The sequence below is a fragment of the Helicobacter sp. NHP22-001 genome (assembly GCF_030270165.1).
Lineage (GTDB): Bacteria > Campylobacterota > Campylobacteria > Campylobacterales > Helicobacteraceae > Helicobacter > Helicobacter gastrofelis.
In genome coordinates this window covers 304360-321235 of the sequence record NZ_BSWS01000001.1, presented here as the reverse complement: position 1 = coordinate 321235, position 16876 = coordinate 304360, and the positions used below count along the sequence as shown (strand labels likewise).

General features: G+C 46.4%; 15 protein-coding genes and 1 other RNA gene. 10 read left to right on the top strand and 6 right to left on the bottom strand.

Features of this window, described 5'->3' with window-relative positions:
• The first annotated feature begins 6 nt into the window (after positions 1 to 6).
• Positions 7 to 963 (top strand): catalase, encoded by a 957-nt coding sequence (locus QSJ47_RS01675; protein ID WP_285602217.1) that lies wholly within the window; start codon positions 7 to 9, stop codon positions 961 to 963.
• 392 nt (positions 964 to 1355) lie between these two features.
• A complete protein-coding gene (locus QSJ47_RS01670; protein WP_285602358.1) occupies positions 1356 to 2030 on the top strand; it encodes a 16S rRNA (uracil(1498)-N(3))-methyltransferase in 675 nt (224 codons plus the stop codon).
• Positions 2031 to 2047: 17 nt separating this feature from the next.
• Here QSJ47_RS01670 and QSJ47_RS01665 read toward each other — a convergent pair whose 3' ends face one another.
• The 3 genes from QSJ47_RS01665 to QSJ47_RS01655 form a co-directional block, all read right to left on the bottom strand.
• Entirely contained in the window at positions 2048 to 3433 is a 1386-nt protein-coding gene (locus tag QSJ47_RS01665) for a COG3014 family protein (protein WP_285602216.1), read from the bottom strand.
• Between the two features lie 65 nt (positions 3434 to 3498).
• Complete coding sequence (locus QSJ47_RS01660; RefSeq protein WP_221271997.1) at positions 3499 to 4845, bottom strand: MFS transporter; 1347 nt, start codon at positions 4843 to 4845, stop codon at positions 3499 to 3501.
• A gap of 23 nt (positions 4846 to 4868) precedes the next feature.
• Positions 4869 to 5066 carry a hypothetical protein gene (locus QSJ47_RS01655; RefSeq protein WP_221271996.1) on the bottom strand — a complete coding sequence of 66 codons (198 nt, stop codon included), beginning with the start codon at positions 5064 to 5066 and terminating at the stop codon, positions 4869 to 4871.
• Between the two features lie 81 nt (positions 5067 to 5147).
• On the opposite strand from QSJ47_RS01655, the gene sppA reads away from it, so the two are divergent.
• From sppA to QSJ47_RS01630, 5 genes are all read left to right on the top strand, one after another.
• Complete coding sequence (gene sppA / locus QSJ47_RS01650) at positions 5148 to 6008, top strand: signal peptide peptidase SppA (RefSeq protein ID WP_221272530.1); 861 nt, start codon at positions 5148 to 5150, stop codon at positions 6006 to 6008.
• A 48-nt stretch (positions 6009 to 6056) separates the two neighbouring features.
• Positions 6057 to 6494: a CopD family copper resistance protein gene (locus QSJ47_RS01645; RefSeq protein ID WP_221271995.1), complete on the top strand. Its 438-nt coding sequence runs from the start codon at positions 6057 to 6059 to the stop codon at positions 6492 to 6494.
• Between the two features lie 122 nt (positions 6495 to 6616).
• Complete coding sequence (locus QSJ47_RS01640) at positions 6617 to 8032, top strand: amino acid permease (protein WP_285602357.1); 1416 nt, start codon at positions 6617 to 6619, stop codon at positions 8030 to 8032.
• A 49-nt stretch (positions 8033 to 8081) separates the two neighbouring features.
• Entirely contained in the window at positions 8082 to 9509 is a 1428-nt protein-coding gene (locus tag QSJ47_RS01635; RefSeq protein WP_221271994.1) for a Do family serine endopeptidase, read from the top strand.
• 5 nt (positions 9510 to 9514) lie between these two features.
• On the top strand, positions 9515 to 11383 hold the full coding sequence (locus QSJ47_RS01630; protein ID WP_285602215.1) for a motility associated factor glycosyltransferase family protein: 1869 nt from the start codon (positions 9515 to 9517) through the stop codon (positions 11381 to 11383).
• Positions 11384 to 11706: 323 nt separating this feature from the next.
• On the opposite strand, the gene QSJ47_RS01625 is transcribed toward QSJ47_RS01630, so the two are convergent.
• The 3 genes from QSJ47_RS01625 to rnpB form a co-directional block, all read right to left on the bottom strand.
• Positions 11707 to 12030: a hypothetical protein gene (locus QSJ47_RS01625; RefSeq protein WP_221271992.1), complete on the bottom strand. Its 324-nt coding sequence runs from the start codon at positions 12028 to 12030 to the stop codon at positions 11707 to 11709.
• A complete protein-coding gene (rsmH, locus tag QSJ47_RS01620) occupies positions 12030 to 12881 on the bottom strand; it encodes a 16S rRNA (cytosine(1402)-N(4))-methyltransferase RsmH (protein WP_285602214.1) in 852 nt (283 codons plus the stop codon). Before rsmH ends, QSJ47_RS01625 begins: the two co-directional genes overlap by 1 nt.
• A 6-nt stretch (positions 12882 to 12887) precedes the next feature.
• Positions 12888 to 13208: RNase P RNA component class A (rnpB, locus tag QSJ47_RS01615), an RNA gene on the bottom strand.
• A 765-nt stretch (positions 13209 to 13973) separates the two neighbouring features.
• Between rnpB and QSJ47_RS01610 the strand changes: the two genes are divergently transcribed.
• The 3 genes from QSJ47_RS01610 to tsf all read left to right on the top strand — a co-directional run bounded on the left by QSJ47_RS01610 (position 13974) and on the right by tsf (position 16846).
• Positions 13974 to 14849: a HugZ family heme oxygenase gene (locus QSJ47_RS01610; RefSeq protein ID WP_285602213.1), complete on the top strand. Its 876-nt coding sequence runs from the start codon at positions 13974 to 13976 to the stop codon at positions 14847 to 14849.
• A gap of 160 nt (positions 14850 to 15009) precedes the next feature.
• The gene (gene rpsB, locus QSJ47_RS01605) at positions 15010 to 15792 is read left to right on the top strand and encodes a 30S ribosomal protein S2 (RefSeq protein WP_221271989.1); all 783 of its coding nucleotides are present in this window, start codon (positions 15010 to 15012) and stop codon (positions 15790 to 15792) included.
• Positions 15785 to 16846: a translation elongation factor Ts gene (gene tsf / locus QSJ47_RS01600; RefSeq protein WP_285602212.1), complete on the top strand. Its 1062-nt coding sequence runs from the start codon at positions 15785 to 15787 to the stop codon at positions 16844 to 16846. Before rpsB ends, tsf begins: the two co-directional genes overlap by 8 nt.
• Positions 16847 to 16876: the final 30 nt, after the last annotated feature.

Sequence of the window (16876 nt, the reverse complement as noted above, 5' to 3'; positions counted from 1 at the left end):
AAAATGGTGCATAGGCTTGGGTGCGCTTTGTTGCCTTTAGTGTTGTTCTCTTGCGCCCATGCCGGGCAAATCTACAACGCCCAAAAGATCGCCGACTTGTTTTACCAACTGAGTGGCGATGCCAAAAACCCACACAAGAAAATCAACCACACCAAGGGCTTTTGTGCGCTGGGTGTGTTTATCCCCGATGAAAAAGCCAGCGCACGCCTAGATATTCCGCTTTTGGATAAAGCCAGTATCCCCACAGAAGTGCGCTATTCGCTAAGTGGGGGTAATTTGCATGCCAGCGATAAATCTAAGGGGCGAGGCATGGCTTTAAGGATGGGTAAAGATGATTGGGTGATGGTGATGACAAACGCCCCCATTAACTTTGCTAAAAACCCCGAAGAGTTTGGGCGTTACCTAGAAATCCGCATCCCTAAAAACGGGCATGTGGATCAAGAAAAGATCAAGAGGACAACACAAGAAGTGGCAAGTTTTAGAAACTTCGCCCACTATATGCAAGGCGTGGGCGTTACAGACAGCGTGGCGCACACGCGCTACTACTCTACGCATACTTTTTACTTCAAAGACAAACAGACCCAACGCTTCTTGCCCGCCCGTTTTAGTTTTGTGCCTGTGGCAGGGGTGCACGATTTAACCCACGCCGAGCTCAAACGCACCGGCAACGACTTTTTAGAAAGAGACTTTAAAGATAGGGTCGCCAAAGCCCCTATTGTCTATAACATGGTTTTAGAGCTCGCCAATAAAAACGATCCCACCAACGACACGACCAAGTTATGGCATGGCAAGCACGAGGAGATCAAAGTCGGGCAACTGAGGGTGCAAACCTACAAGGGGCATGGGTGCAATGGGGAGGTGTTTATGCCAAGCATGTTGCCTAGCGGGGTTGAGCCGCCCAAAGACCCGCTCTTTGAGTTGCGTAACGAGGTGTACTCCATCACCTTTTCTAAGCGGCAATGACGGGGTTGGCGTGGCAAAACGCCCTTAGTTTCCATGTCTTTTTAATGGCTTTGGGTCCCGTGCTGTTTGTCTTGAATCTTGCCTTTTTGTGGCTGGCTAAAAACTACGCCTCTTTAAACAAAAAACTTTATTTAATGATGCCCATGGTGTTTATGTGGGGGGCAATGGCCTTTTTTAGTGGGGTGTTTTTATTGGCAATGCAACACTTTAACTTCTCTTGGCGTGTGGGGTTTATGGGGCTTGTGCTGTGTGTAGTCTGTGGGGGTGAGGTTTTAAGGGTGCGTAAGCTTAAAATCGCGCGCACAAAAGAGCCGTTAATGCTTGCCTACATTAAAATGGTGCAAGGGTTTGTATGGGCTAAACTTGCTCTTGTGCCTCTTGTTGTTCCTTTAATGCGCTTTATTTACCACCCACTAGCCGGAGCACCCACTCTAAGTCTAGAGGATAAGGCTTACACACACATTTACCTCAGCCGCCGCACTTTAGCTACAGAACAACTCGCTTTGCGTAATCTCAAAGACGACAATTTATATTTTTATAAACCCCTAAGCGTGCAAAAGCACAGCGCAAAACTAGAGCTCGTGAGCGCACAAGCCCAGCCTATGCGCCCCACACAAGGTGCGCATTTAATTTGGGCGATCATCAGCACCAAGAGTATAGAAAAAGTCCTGCCCTATTTAAACCAAATGGGGGTGCTAAAGATTAGCTTTTTTATGGCGCAGTTTAGCCAAAGAAGTGAGGGGCTAGACAAAGCCAAGCTAGAAAGGTTTGAAAGGATTTTGATCGCCTCTTGCGAGCAATGTGGGCGCAGCGACTTAATGCCCCTAGAAGTGTTAACAGATTTAAAGAGTGCGCTAGAGATTTACCCACAAGCAGGGGTTTTAGATTTTGGCGGGCACGCACAAAGTTTAGAGCCCCAAAAGGGGGTCATCATCGGTCCCGAGGGGGGCTTTAGCCAAATGGAAAGGGAGCTTTTTAAAGACGGAAAAATATTTAGCCCTTCTAGATTAATAATGACAAGCGAGGGAGCAGCACTTTTTAGTGCCACTCTAGCCCTTAAGCCATAGGCTTAAGTTCAAAAGGCTTAGAGGGAGAGGGATTTCACATTTAAATCGTTGGGGAAAGTGCGGACAAAGATGATGTTGTTGGTATCGCCACAAACTTGTCCGGGAGCAGCGGGCTTACCATTGCAAGGGGCGATGGTGAAGTCTTGATGCAAATTATCAATTTGGATGCTAAATTTATGTGCTTTGTTATCCACGCGCCCCAAATAGACCATGCTTGGAAATACATTAGAACCTCTTGTGTCAGCGGCAGTGCTGGCTTTATTGACACTACGCATCACTGACCCAAGACCGCTCATGACAGCACCACCCACACCGGGGACAAATTGTCCGGCTGTTTCCATGCCTTTGCCCGCAGCTGTTTTTAAGATTGCTGAGCTAATGGCACGACCTCTAATGACGGGGAGGGTTGTTTGGAATTCTTTTTGCACAACAACATTGAAGTTAGAGAGCACGCCCATTTTTTCGCTTTTGCCATCTACTACAACGCTAAAGTTTGTGTGGAAAGCTTGCCCGTCTTTGAGTTTAGGCAACGCCAAGTTAATGGAGGGCATTTTAAATTCTCCCAAAGTGGGTTGCTTGCCATCTTCCACAATCACCCAAGTGAATTTTTCTTTGGTGTGGTCCATGAAGTTTTTAAGGTCTTCGCCCACAATTTTATTTTGGCTCACCCCATAGGCTTCTTTTAAGTCATCAATGCCCTTACTATCGCCTGTGCTAGCAAAGAACAACCCACTTACATAGTCAACTAAGGGGTTAATGAAACCGGTGTAGGTTTTAAATTGCGCCAAGTTTGAAAAGGTTTTGTCAAGTTCGCTCTGCCACCCAGCCGTGCCTGCAGTCAATTTACTAAACATTGCGCCATTTTTTTGTTTTGCCTTTTCCATTTCCTCTTGGGTTTTCTTGATTTGTTTTTTGTAGGCTTCTTTAATGCGGCGTTCTCTGTCAATGGTGCGGTTAAACTCGACTCTAGCGTCTTGTTTGTTGCCTAAGAACGCATAGTCTAGTGCCATGTAGTAGTTGGTGAGAGTCCACTCATACATGTGCCCTTCATAAGGCACATTGATGGCTGAACCCAAAGTGGCTGCTCCGGCTTTAGCAATGCCTTTTTCCATGCTTTTAAAGTTAGTGTCAAAGGTTTTGTTCGCCTTGTCTAGGGTGTCTAAAGAAGCTTTATACTGCCCCATCATAAAAGCATTGACCCCATCTTCTAAGTTCCACAAAGGCGCGTCTTTTTGTTTTTTATCCTCTTTCAAGGCAGCCTTAGACACTTGGTCGGCTTGTTTGTGGTCTTTGGCATAGTAAGCTTGTTGGAAACGATCCAATTCCCCACGACTCGCTGTGTGCGCACACCCCAAAATCAAACCTGCCACAGCAACGCTACAAACACCATATAACTTACGCATAGGACCTCTTTTTCTTAAAATTAAAGGCTCCATTCTAGTGTAAATAACTTTAAAAAGCGCTAAGTTTATGTAGCCTTTCTAAACGCCACAGAGAGTTCTATAATTTCTTCCTCGTTGGTTTGCAAGGCGTCGTATTTAACGATGATTGTGTTTTGGCTCTCGTTGATATACCACTCCAAAATCCCCACTTGTGCCTCAATGGCTCCAAACTTTTTGCGATCGAAGGCATCTAGGGGAAAATAGACATTTTTTTGACGGCTAGGGTTGCTAAGCAGGCTCACAAGCCCTAGCCACAACACACACACCACGACTACAAGGATTGCCACTTTTTCTACGCCAAGGTATGTATAACCCATGCCCCCTAGCATCCCCCCCACAAATGAGCCCACATAGCCATAAGTTACAAACATGCCAAGCACCAGCCCCCTTTGGTGCGCTTTGGCAAATTTGCTAGCCAGTGATTGCATGATGGGCTCAAGCGTGCCAAAGCCGGCAAAAAAGCACATGATCCCTGCGATAAAAAGCCAAGTCGTGGGCGAATTTAAATGCCGATCAGCATAGGCTAAACAAGCATAGGCGATTAAAAATAAAAACACCCCACTTAACAGCACACCCTTAGCCTTGTGGAACTTCTCGGCGATGATCGCCGCAGGTGCCATGCTCACCATGCCTAAGAACGCCCCCGCTGTGTAGATTTTCCAAAGCACGCTTTTATCCATTTTAAACTCATGCACGAGAGCTAGGGGGATTAGAACAAAAATCAAAGTCATCAAGCACTTTTCAAAGAAAGAACAAGAGTTGATGATGAAAATATCCTTGTTTTTTAAAGCGTCTTGCAAGCGGGGTTTTTCTTTGAGGGTATAGACGATCTTGGGGGGTTCTGGGACTTTAAACGCCATTAAGAGCATGGAGGCTAGGCTCAAAAGGGCGGTTAGCATAAAGAGCCACTGCACCCCAAAGTGCATGCCAATGCTAGGTCCTATCACCATTGCCGCTGTGAAGCTAAAGAAAATCCCCGCCCCCATCATCGCCATCGCATGCGTGCGCTTTTCCTCCTCCACAAGGTCGGCGATCATCGCGCTTAGCACTCCACCCATTGCGCCCATGCCCTGGATCAAACGCCCCACCACGAGCATTTGGATATTGTGCGCCATAAAGCAAAGAAAAGAACCTATGGTGAAAACCCCCAAGCACCACAGCACGACCTTTTTACGGCTGTATTTGTCGCTTAAAATCCCAATGGGGGTTTGGCATAAAATTTGGGTGAGATACGCCCCCCCCACCGCCAAGCCCATCATCGCCGCCGAAGCCTTGAAACCCACCGCATACAAAGAGATCACGGGCAAGACGATGAATAGCCCTAAAAAACGCAAAGAGGACACAAACACGAGGGGGAGAATTTTTTGCAACATAAACGACCTTTTTGCCCGCTAGTCTAGCTTTTGGGCTTTAAAACTCCTTGGCATGCTTTTTTGTCGTGGTGTAACACGCAAGCTTCTTGCAATTTTTTAAAATCTTGCTCTTTTTGCACTTGGCGCATTTGGTAGCTATAGACCCCATAAAAAGCCAAACCTGCAACTACAATAAATAACAAATCGCCCCGCCTAACCTTGGGGCAAAACCTGCAAGCCATGGTGTTTCTTTTTGCTAGCCTTATAACACATTTTCATTTAAGGTAGTATAATAAGGGCTTATCCTCTTTTTGGAGTTTTTCATGTGCGCCAAGTTGGCAAAGGTTTTCACCACCCCCCTAGATTTTATCACCCGTTATTTTAAAGCGATTGTGTTGCTTTTAATCGTGCTGTTCGTGCTGGCAAGCAGGACTGGCACACAGACCTCCCCACCCAATCTAGCCAAAATCTATCTCTATGGCCCGATTTTTGAAAGCGAGAGTTTAAGGGCGCAGGTGCAACAAGTGCTGGCAAATCCTAGCGTTAAGGGCGTGCTGTTGTTGATAGACTCGCCGGGGGGGAGCATTAGCGCGAGTGTGGAGCTAAACGACATGATCGCTGAGCTTAGGCAAAAACTGCCGGTGGTGGCGTATGTGCAGGGGGTGATGGCAAGTGGGAGCTACTATGCGGGCATGGCGGCCAATGCGATTTACGCCAATCGGGGCGCGCTGGTGGGCTCTATTGGGGTGATCTTTAGCGGGGTGAATATCCAAGCCCTCATGGATAAATTAGGCATCAAATCTCAAGGGCTGGCTAAGGGGGCGTATAAAGAGGTCGGTACTTTCACGCGCGCTTGGACGGACAAAGAGAAGCAATATTTAGACAAACTTCTCACGCAAGAGTATCAAATGTTTGTGAGCGATGTGGCTAAAGCGCGTAAGTTAGACTCCAAAAACGCCCCCGAGTTTGCCGAGGGCAAGATTTTTAACGCCAAAGAAGCCCTGGATTTGCACCTTATTGACCACATAGGCACTTATAACCAAGCCATTCAAGCCTTGCAAGATTTAAGCCATGTCAAAACCCCCATTTGGCTGCAAAAAGACCGCTTTGAAAGGCTCTTGGATAAATTCTTGCAATCGAGCACGCAAGTTTTGGGGCGGTATTTGGGCGTGGGGCTTCATTAGCCAAACTTAGGCTATAATGGGAGTTTTGATTTAGATTAAAGGTTACTCATGGCTGCGATTTACCCTTATGTCCTCATTGTCCACTTGTTTTGTGCGGTGATTTTCATCGGTTATTTGTTCTTTGATGTGGTGATTTTGCCCAATGTTAAAAAGCTTTACGGGGAAGAGGTTGCTAACAAAGCGGAGCAGGGGATCGGTCAGAGGGCGGTTAAAATCATGCCCATTTGTGTGTTGTTGCTTTTGATCACGGGGGGGATGATGGTGAGCCAATACATCGGGGGGGATAAGGGTTACTTTGAAACCCCCTTTCAAAAAGTTCTCATGTTAAAAATTTGCTTTGCATGTGGGATTTTTGCAATGGTGGGGATCGCTTTAACTTGCAAATTTTTAAACAAAAAAAACCCCATTGGAAACATCATCCACCCAGCCGTGTTAATTCTAGGCGCTCTCATCATTGTGTGCGCTAAACTCATGTGGTATGTCTGATGTGCCCTCTTTACACGGCTCTACCCCCCCATTATTTAAACTTGAGTGTGTGGCTTTCTTTCTTAAGGCGGTTTTAAAACGGCGTGGGCGGCGTTTTAAAGAGGGGGGCTGAAAGGAAGTTTGTGGAAAGCGAGCATTTAGAACGGGGCATTAAAGTGCGGCAATTATTGATGATTGCCTTAGGCGGAACAATCGGCACGGGACTATTTGTGGGCACGGGGGGCAATATCGCCAATGCCGGGCCTTTAGGGACATTGATCGCCTACATGGTGGGGGGGGTGATTGTTTATTCCATTATTTTGTCTTTAGGCGAGCTAGCGAGCGTCTACCCCACTACGGGGAGTTTTGGCGATTACGCCACACGCTTTATTGGTCCGGCAACAGGTTACATGGTTTTTTGGATGTATTGGGTGGGTTGGGTCATCACGGTGGCGGTGGAATACATCGCCGTGGGGCTTCTCATGCAAAGATGGTTTCCCCATGTGCCCGTGTATTACTTTGTCATGGGCTGTATTGTGCTGATTTTTTTACTCAATGCCTTTTCGGTGCGGGTCTTTGCTGAGGGGGAGTTTTTCTTAGCGTCCATTAAAGTTTTAGCCGTCTTTATTTTCATTATCTTAGGGGTGGTGGGGATTGTTTACCAAAGTTATCTGCACGGCTTTAGCCATGTATGGGATCATTTTTACATCACTAAAGCTAACCCAAACCTAGGATTAGAGGCGGGGTTTTTCCCCAAGGGGCTTTCTGGGGTCTTTGGGGTGATTTTAGCCGTGATCTTTGCCTACACGGGCACAGAGATCGTGGGCGTGGCAGCAGGGGAAGCAAAAAACCCGAGTGTGGCGATGCCTAAAGCCATCAAGGCGACTTTGTGGCGCATTGTATTTTTCTTTTTAGGTTCGGTGATCGTGATCTCTGTTTTTTTGCCTATGACCGACTCGAGCATCGCCAAAAGCCCCTTTGTCAGCACCCTAGAGCGTATCCCTTTGCCCTTTTTTGGCACGGGGATTCCTTACACTGCCGATGTGATGAATTTTGTGATCATCACGGCGATTTTATCCACCGCTAATTCGGGGGTCTATGCCTCTAGCCGCATGGTTTATGGTTTGGCACAAAAAAAGATGTTTCCCCCCATTTTTGCCAAACTCAATAAACAAGGTACCCCCGTTTACGCGATGTATTTGTCTATGGGCTTTACGCTTCTTGGCATGCTCACCCAAGCCTATGCCCCTGAAAAGATCATCGAATCTTTAATTAACATCATCAGTTTTAGCGTGATCATTGTGTGGATCAGCGTGAGCGTGGCGCAGTATAATTTTAGAAAGCAGTTTGTGGCTTCGGGCAAATCCTTAGACGACTTGCCTTACCGCGCCCCCTTTTTGCCTTTGATCCAATTCATTGGCATTAGTGGGTCGCTTGTGGGGGTCGTGGGGGCGTATATGGACCCAGACCAGCGCATTGGGGCGTATTTAACCATTGGCTACACCCTTTTATGCTATTTGGGCTACTACCTGACTAAGGATAGATGGGGGCAGGCTTAAACAAAGTTTGGTTATACTAAATAGAAATACTTATTTTTAAAGGACAGCGATGAGGTTTATAGCATTAAGCGTGGCTTTGGCCGTGGGGCTGGGGGCGGGGTCAATCAAGATACAGACCATGCCTGAGGTGAAAAACCGCGTGGGCGCAGATCACAATGGGATCAACACGATCTATTCTTACCACAACTCCGTAAAAGAGGCGACCAAGGCAGTGGTGAATATCTCCACACAAAAAAAAATTAAAAGCAATTTCATGGGTGGAGGGATTTTCAACGATCCCTTTTTCCAACAATTCTTTGGCGATCTTTATAACTCTGTGCCTAAAGATCGCGTGGAGCGCGCGCTGGGCAGTGGGGTCATTATCTCTAAGGATGGCTACATTGTTACAAATAACCATGTCATCGATGGGGCGGATAAAATCTCTGTCACCATCCCCGGGAGCAATAAAGAGTATGTGGCAACTTTAGTGGGTAAGGACGCGGACAGCGATTTGGCGGTGATTAAAATCAATAAAGAAAATCTACCTACCATCCAGTTTGCCGATAGCGGTGATCTCATGGTGGGGGATTTGGTCTTTGCCATCGGTAACCCCTTTGGGGTGGGCGAAACCGTAACACAAGGGATCATCTCTGCGCTCAATAAAACCAGTATTGGGATCAACAATTACGAAAACTTTATCCAAACAGATGCGGCGATCAACCCGGGCAACTCAGGGGGTGCGCTCATTGATAGTCGGGGCGGGTTGGTTGGGATCAACACGGCGATTTTATCGCGCACGGGGGGTAACCACGGCGTGGGCTTTGCCATCCCCTCAAACACGGTAAAACACATCGCCGTCCAACTCATTAAAACCGGCACCATCCACAGAGGCTATCTAGGCGTGGGGATCCAAGATGTGAGTTCCGAGTTACAGTCTAGCTACAATGGACAAGAGGGGGCGGTGGTCATCAGCATTGAAAAAGACTCCCCGGCTAAAAAAGCGGGCTTGATGATTTGGGACTTGATCATGCAAGTCAATGGCAAAAAGGTGAAAAACTCCGCCGAGTTGCGTAATTTGATCGGCTCTATGGCGCCCAACCAACGCGTGACGATCAAATACATGCGCAACAAAAAAGAATACACCACGAGCCTAGTCCTCACCGAGCGCAAAAACCCCAATAGAAAAGAAACCAGCACCGCCCACGAGGGTGCACACGGGCAACTGAGCGGCCTTAAAGTAGAGACCCTAACCCCCAAATTGCGCAAAGAAGCCCGTATCCCTGAAGAAATCCATGGGGTTTTGGTGCAAGAGGTGAAAGACAACTCTAAAGCGCAAGATTTGGGCTTTAGAGCGGGCGATGTCATCATGCAAATTGAAAATGTGAGCGTGCGCAACATTGAGGACTTCAACCGCGCCTTGAGCCGTTACCGCAATGTCCCCAAACGCTTTTTGGTTTTTGATCCTAGCCGAGGGTATAAACAAATTGTGGCAAAATAGCCCTAATGGAGGGGTTGATCACAGAAGAGAGGATGGGGGCGTGCTTTGAGAGGAATTTAGGGTTTTTTAAAGCCTACCTGCCTAAGCTCTATGCCACCCTTCTTAAACCCCCCACGCTCTATAACCTCTTAAGCGATCCGGGTGGGGTTAATATCATCAATTTAAACGACCATTCCTTGCTTTTTGCTTGCATAGAGGGGCAACACCAAATGTTATCCGTTGCCAAAGAGTGGGCAAAAGCCCCGCTTACAAATCCCAAATGGCGGCTAGATGATAACCAAATCACTCCCCTAAGTCCCCTTGAATCTCTGCCCTTAACCAACAAGGGTTGCCAAGCCCTTTTAAATCTAAGCCCCAATATAAAAACCTATCACTTGGGCGCAAACTTCTACCCCCCCACGATTTTTTATGGGCTAGCCGGCGGACTGGTGTTAGCCTTACTCTTAGAACAAGGGGCGTTTTTCCACGCCTTGTATTTATGTGAAGAACACCCCGATTTGTGGCGTATCAGTTGTTACTTCATCGATTACGCCCGCTTGTTTGAGGCAACCACACCCAATGCGTGCGTTCTAAGTCTAGGCACAATGCAACCAAAAGTCTTGCAACATATCTTTATTTCTAAAAAAATCACCCATAGCTTTTTGCACCTAGAATTTGACCCCTATAAAAACGAGGACACCAAAGCCCAAGCCCAAAGTTTTTACGCCCATAAAAAAAGCGCACTTAGGGGTTGGGGGAGCTTTGAAGATGAAATGCTAGGCTTTACAAACACCTTAAAAAACCTAAAAACAAACCCCCCGTTCTTGCGCCCAAAACGCATTAAGCCCATAGACTTGCCTATTTGTATCGTGGGTAATGGTCCTAGCCTAGATGGCTTATTGCCCTTTTTAAAAGAGCATGGGGATAAAATGATAATTTTTAGCTGTGGGACGGCTTTAAAGGTGCTCAAAAAGGCGGGGGTATCTGTGGATTTTCAAATTGAAATTGAGCGCATTGACTATTTAAAAGAGGTTTTAGAAAGCGCACCACTGGAGGACACGCCCTTAATCTGCGGCAATATGCTAAATCCTAAGGCCCTAGCCTACGCTAAAGAGGCGTATATGTTCATGCGGGGGGGGAGTGGGAGTGCCTACCTTGATCCGCATTTAAGCGTGGAGTTTAGCGCGCCCTTTGTGGGCAATGCGGGGGCAGCACTTGCCAGCCTCTTTAGCCACACCCTGATTTTATGCGGACTGGATTGCGGCTACATTGAGGGGCAAGCCAAGCATGCCAAAGGTTCATACTATGGCACAGAAAGCTCCTTTATCCCCCCAAATGCCCTAGAAGTGCGCTCGAATTTTGGTGACAGCAAAGTCTTTAGCGATGGCTTATTTCTGCTCTCAGCTAAACAAATGGAGCAGCTCTTTAAACAAGGCAAAAACCAAGTTTACAATCTCTCTAGTGGAGCTTTTATTGAGAACACCACCCCCCTAAGGGCGCAGGATTTAAAGCTCACGGGGGGCAAGAAAGACAGAGCCATTAGGCGCATTAAAAACGCCTTTAAGCCCCTGAAACTAAGCCCACCCATAGAGGGCTTCAACGCCTTTAAAGAGACTTTAGCAGAGCTTTTAAACACACCCATAAGCACCAAAAAGGAGCTCTACGCTTTGGTGGATCGAATCAATGCCTTTAGCGTAAAAACCACGCAAGAAAACCCCTTTGTGGGGATTTTGCTAGAGGGCTCACTCGCCCATTTGTGTTTGCACCTGCTCGTGGCGTGCTTACCCTTAAAACAAGCCGACTTGCCCGTCTTTTACGCCAAAGCCAAAGATATTATTTTAAACACTATAGATGAAATGCTAGACGCTTACAATGCAATGAACACATTTGTTTAAAACCATTTGTCCTTCTGTGCTAAGGTCGGTAATGTTGGAGTGCGAGAAAATGCCTATACTCTTGAGTTTGTTGGCTTTGTTTTTAGCGTGCTGTGCGCGCCAGAGTGTGCAGGTTGTGCTTGAACCAGAGCCCCCCGAGCAACACCCAAAACAACAAACGGCCTACACTTTGCAAAAAAACTATAAATCTTTGCCCTTAGAAAAAGCCCCCAAAAGATCAAAAGAACGCTCCTGTGCACGCCCAAAACAAAAGATCACAGGTTTGGGTAGACACCAGTATAGAAGCAAAATATGTCTGGATCTTTTGAACATCACTTGGTAGTTTATTGCATATTCTCAATGCTGTATTTGTAGCGTTGTTTTTCTAACTCGAGCTGTAAGCGGTTTTTCTCTTCTTGCAAAATCTCTTCTTGGCTTTGGAGTTTTTGGATCGAGCGGCTCATGTAGTAAATGTTGTTACTTAAGTAAATCTTAGGCACAAAGAGAAATAAAACAATAAAGAAAGTGGAGAAAACAGCGACTAAGGTGGGAGCAGATAACCCTTGTTGTTCTTCTTTGTTGTCAGCAAATAGGGCTTCTTTCTCTTTGTCTGTGGCACGCAGACGGCGTTCTTCGCTCTCAAGTTCTAAGGGCTTGGAGGATACCATCACAAAGCCTTAAAGTGAAAAGCCCGCATTTTGGCACTGCGCGCACGGGGGTTGTGTTGCACTTCAGTGGGGCTTGGGGTAATGGGCTTTTTAGTGAGCGTGTCGCCATAGATGTTGGCGTATTCTTTAAAGGCGTGCTTAACTTGCCTGTCTTCTAAAGAGTGAAAAGAGATGACACACATAAGCGTGTCTTGCAAGGTTTTAGAATACTCTAACAAAGCTTGTAGGTTTTGCATTTCGGTATTCACCTCCATACGGATCGCTTGAAAAACTAGAGTGGCGGGGTGCAACTTGCCCCTGTGGGTGTGCTTGGCTAAGAAGTTTGCTAAATCCTGCGCTGTGTTGAAGGGCTGTTTGTGGCGTTGCTGCACGATGAGAGAGGCGATTTTTTTGTATTCTCGCACTTCGCCCACCTGCAACATCCGTTCTAACTCGTAAAGGCTATAATGATTCACCACCTTAAATGCGTCCAAACTCTGCTCCGTGTCCATGCGCATGTCTAAACTCGGAGCGTTAAAGCCAAAGCCCCTATTTGGGTTATCTAGTTGCAAAGAGCTCACCCCCAAATCCGCCAAAATGCCTTGTGGAGGGGGTAGGGTGGGTAGAATCTGGGCGAAGTTGCCTTGTTTGTGGGTAAAACGCTCAGCATAGGGGGTAAGTTTGTCAAGGGCTAAAGCCTGTGCCTCTTTATCTCTGTCAATGCCGACAATGTGTAAATTCGGGTAGGCTTGCAACAAGGCTAGGCTGTGCCCACCTAGACCCAAAGTGCAGTCGATTAAAATAGGTTGTGGCTTTTGGCTTAAGGGCGAAAAAAGAGCGACAACCTCTTTTAATAAAACACTTTGGTGCATGCAATCCTTTAAGCATGGGCATAAGCCGAGTTCTGTCGAGGGTGGTTATTTATCTTGGATGGGTTTTGCAACCCACCTCTTGCGAAGTGCCTCATCAAAGACTTTACCATACACTTCTTGCTACAGATTGGGTTTACCTAAGCCGACCCCAATTGCTTGGGGCGCGGTGGGCTCTTACCCCACCTTTTCACCCTTACTCTTAAAGAGCGGTTATTTTCTGTGGCACTTTCCCTTAGCTTGCGCTAGCCATCCGTTAAATGGAATCTCGTCTTATGTAGCTCGGACTTTCCTCTTTGGTTTGATCCAAAGCAACCACCGCCCATGCGACTTATATTCTAACTAAAAATTCCTAAGTGTTACCTTTACACTCTGTTATATCTGTCTTAATTATTAAACGAATCAGGCAAACCATAGATCAAGCGGAGCAAGCCAATAGGATGGCGGTGTGATGAAAATTTTAAGAATGATTTTTTACAGGCCACAAAAAACCAACATCCTTCTTATGTGTCTCTAAATTTAGTCGCTATTTAGTCTTTATGCGTGGATATACTTGTTCTTATTGCCCCTAGTTTTAAATAGATTTTCCTATTTAGATCTAATCTAGACGCACTGCCTTATTTTTTGAAAAACTTTTGATAAGCCTTGTCTATCCTCTCTACTAACTTAGGTGGCATGCATCACAGCCAAAAGTGCTCATCATATGCACTACATGGCCAAATCTTGTTCTAAATCAATTTTATATAACTCTTTGAGCATCCAAAAAAATACGCCTCTAGGTTAAGGAAATGGAAGATTATTGTAAAGTGATTTAGACTATTTGCCTACATTCCATTTTGTTTGTGGAATTGAACCTTAAGATTTTGAAATCAGGTTTGTAAACTGCAACGAAAGCAGTTATCAGCTTTAGTTAGGAAAGTGCATGCGATCCACTCAATAAGTGCAGTTGCTAACTCTATGCTTATTTTTTGTACCCATTTTAATGTGATTCTTAAAGTTTAGGTCTATACTTTCTCATTATTTTATAAAAATAAGATTTCATTAACTTTAGAGTGTTATAATGGCGCGCCTTTTAACAACAACAAGGAGTTTTATATGGATTTGCAGTTTATCTTAAAACACATGAACGAAAACCATGTGAAAGACATGGAAGCCTTGCTCGCCAAATTCGGGCAAATTAAAAATGCGGTGGATGTGCATTTAAAAAACGCCACAACAGAGTTTATTGAGATCGCCTACAAAATCAAAGAGGGGGCACAGGAGCAAATCCAAAAAATCGACTACCCCGCTAGAGTGGCTGAAATGAAGGACATCAAAGATGCCATCATTGATCTGTGTAAGTCCATCCCACAAACCACCGACATCAAAGGGGTCAAAGAGGATTTAGAGAAGTTTAGGGACAGCTTTAGCAGTGTGTGTATCGCCAGCCTTAGCCCTGAAAACGAGGTCATTTGCTCTTATAGCGCACTTCTCTTTGACGAACACCACGACCACAAACATTTTTACATTTATGTGAGTGAAGTTGCCGAGCACTTCAAAAGCCTAAAAGCCCACCCTGAAAATGTAGAAATCATGTTTTTAGAAGACGAGGCGAGTGCAAAATCGCCCATTTTACGCAAACGCTTACGCTACCGCACAAAATTGCACTTCATCGAGAGGGGCGAGGAGTTTGACCGCGTGTATGACAACTTCTTAGCCAAACACGGCAAAGGACGGGGCTTAGAAACCATCCGCCACATGCAAGACTTCCACTTAATTAAATTAGAGTTTGTCAAAGGGCGCTTTGTCAAAGGTTTTGGGCAGGCTTACGACATCGATGCGCATGGCAATATCTCTTATGTCGGGGCTAAGGGCAACCCCCACACAAGGGGCAACCCCCACGGCGCGCACCCGCATGGCGAACATCCTCAAGGAGCGCATCCGCATGGTCATCCGCACGGTGCACATCCACACGGACACCCCCACGCTTAAACCGCTTTAGTCTAGCCACCCCATGCCCCTTAGTGGGTGTGGCTTAATTTAAACTTTATTCTTTTCACGCTAGAATAGCCACTTGCTTTATGCAAAATCACACACGCCCCGCCTTAAAGTGTTTTTAGGGAGCGTGGCGGCAAACTTTAAGGAGTTAAGTATGATCACAATGAAGGATTTATTAGAGTGTGGGGTGCATTTCGGGCACCAAACACGGCGTTGGAACCCCAAAACAGCCCGTTTTATCTTTGGGGTGCGTAAGAACATCCACATCATCGACTTGCAAAAAACCTTGCGTTACTTCCGCTACACCTACAATATCGTGAGGGACGCGAGCGCAGAGGGCAAAACGATCATGTTTGTGGGTACCAAAAAACAAGCCAGCGATGCGCTCAAAGAATACGCCATGCAAGTCAATGTCCCCTATGTCAATTACCGCTGGCTAGGCGGCATGCTCACAAACTTTAGCACCATTAGAAAATCTGTACGCAAGCTAGAAATCATGGAGGAAATGGAGAGCAGCGGGCAGATCGACCTGCTCACCAAGAAAGAAAAGCTGATGATTTTACGCAAAAAAGAAAAGCTTGAAAAATATCTAGGTGGGGTACGCCACATGAAAAAAATGCCCGATATGATGTTCATCGTGGATGTGGTGAAGGAAAAAATCGCTGTGGCTGAGGCACGCCGTTTAGGTATTCCCATCATTGCCCCCTTAGACACAAATTGCGACCCCGATTTGGTGGATTACCCGATCCCGGGCAATGACGATGCGATCCGCTCCATCGGCCTTTTCTGTAAAGAAATGGCAGAGGCGATCACAGAGGGGCGTGAGCTTGTGGGACGCAGCGAGGAAGTGGCGGAAGATGTGGAGGCAGCTAGCGAGGTAGAGAAAGAGGAAATTTTGGAGGAAATTGCCCAAGAAGAGGGGGTAGAAAATGAGTAATGTTAGTGCCGCCCAAGTTAAACAGCTGAGGGAAATGACAGACGCACCTATGATGGATTGCAAAAAAGCCCTTGTGGAGTGCGGGGGAGATTTAGAAAAGGCTGTGGAATATTTGCGTGAAAAGGGCTTAAGCAAGGCGATCAAAAAAGCCGATCGTGTGGCAGCTGAGGGTGTGATCGCCCTTGCCGCGGACAGCACCCAAGCGACCATGCTAGAGATCAATAGTGAAACCGACTTTGTCGCCAAAAACGACCACTTTAAAGCCCTTGTAGCAAAATCTTTAGAGCTTGCCAAAGACAAACAACCCAAAGACACCAAAGAGTTATACCAACTGCAAATCGAGGGGCAGGCTTACGAGTCCTACTTGCACGCTGCGGTGGCTAAAATCGGGGAAAACATCGTGGTGCGCCGTTTGGCTTGCGTGCAAGCGGGGGCTAATGAAGTGCTCAATGGCTACTTGCATGCCAACCACCGCGTAGGTGCGATCATCAAAATCGCCCACAAAGACCCCAAAAACGCCGATAAATTGCGCGAGTTAGCCAAGCACATTGCCATGCATGCGGCTGCCATGAAACCCGTAGTTTTAGATTACAAGGCCTTTAGCCCCGACTTCATCGCCAAAGAAAAACTAGCTTTAGTGGCAGAAATTGAAAAGGAAAATGAAGAGGCAAAGAGGCTAGGTAAGCCTTTAAAACACATCCCCACCTATGTAAGTAAAGCCGAACTGACAGAGGACATTTTAGCCAAGCAAGAGGAGGCTTACAAACAAGAGCTAAGGGATCAAGGCAAGCCTGAAAAAATCTTTGATAAAATCATCCCTGGCAAAATGGAGCGCTTCATCGCCGACAACACCCTACTAGACCAAAGGTTGACCTTGCTTGGGCAATTCTTTGTGATGGATGATAAAAAGACCATCCAACAAATCTTAGATGAGAGAAGCGCACAAATCAACGATGAAATCCGCATTGTGGAGTTTATCCGCTTTGAAGTGGGCGAGGGGATTGAAAAGAAAAGCGAGGATTTTGCGGCCGAAGTGGCGGCACAAATGAAATAACGCAAGCCATGCGATCAACTAATAAGGAGG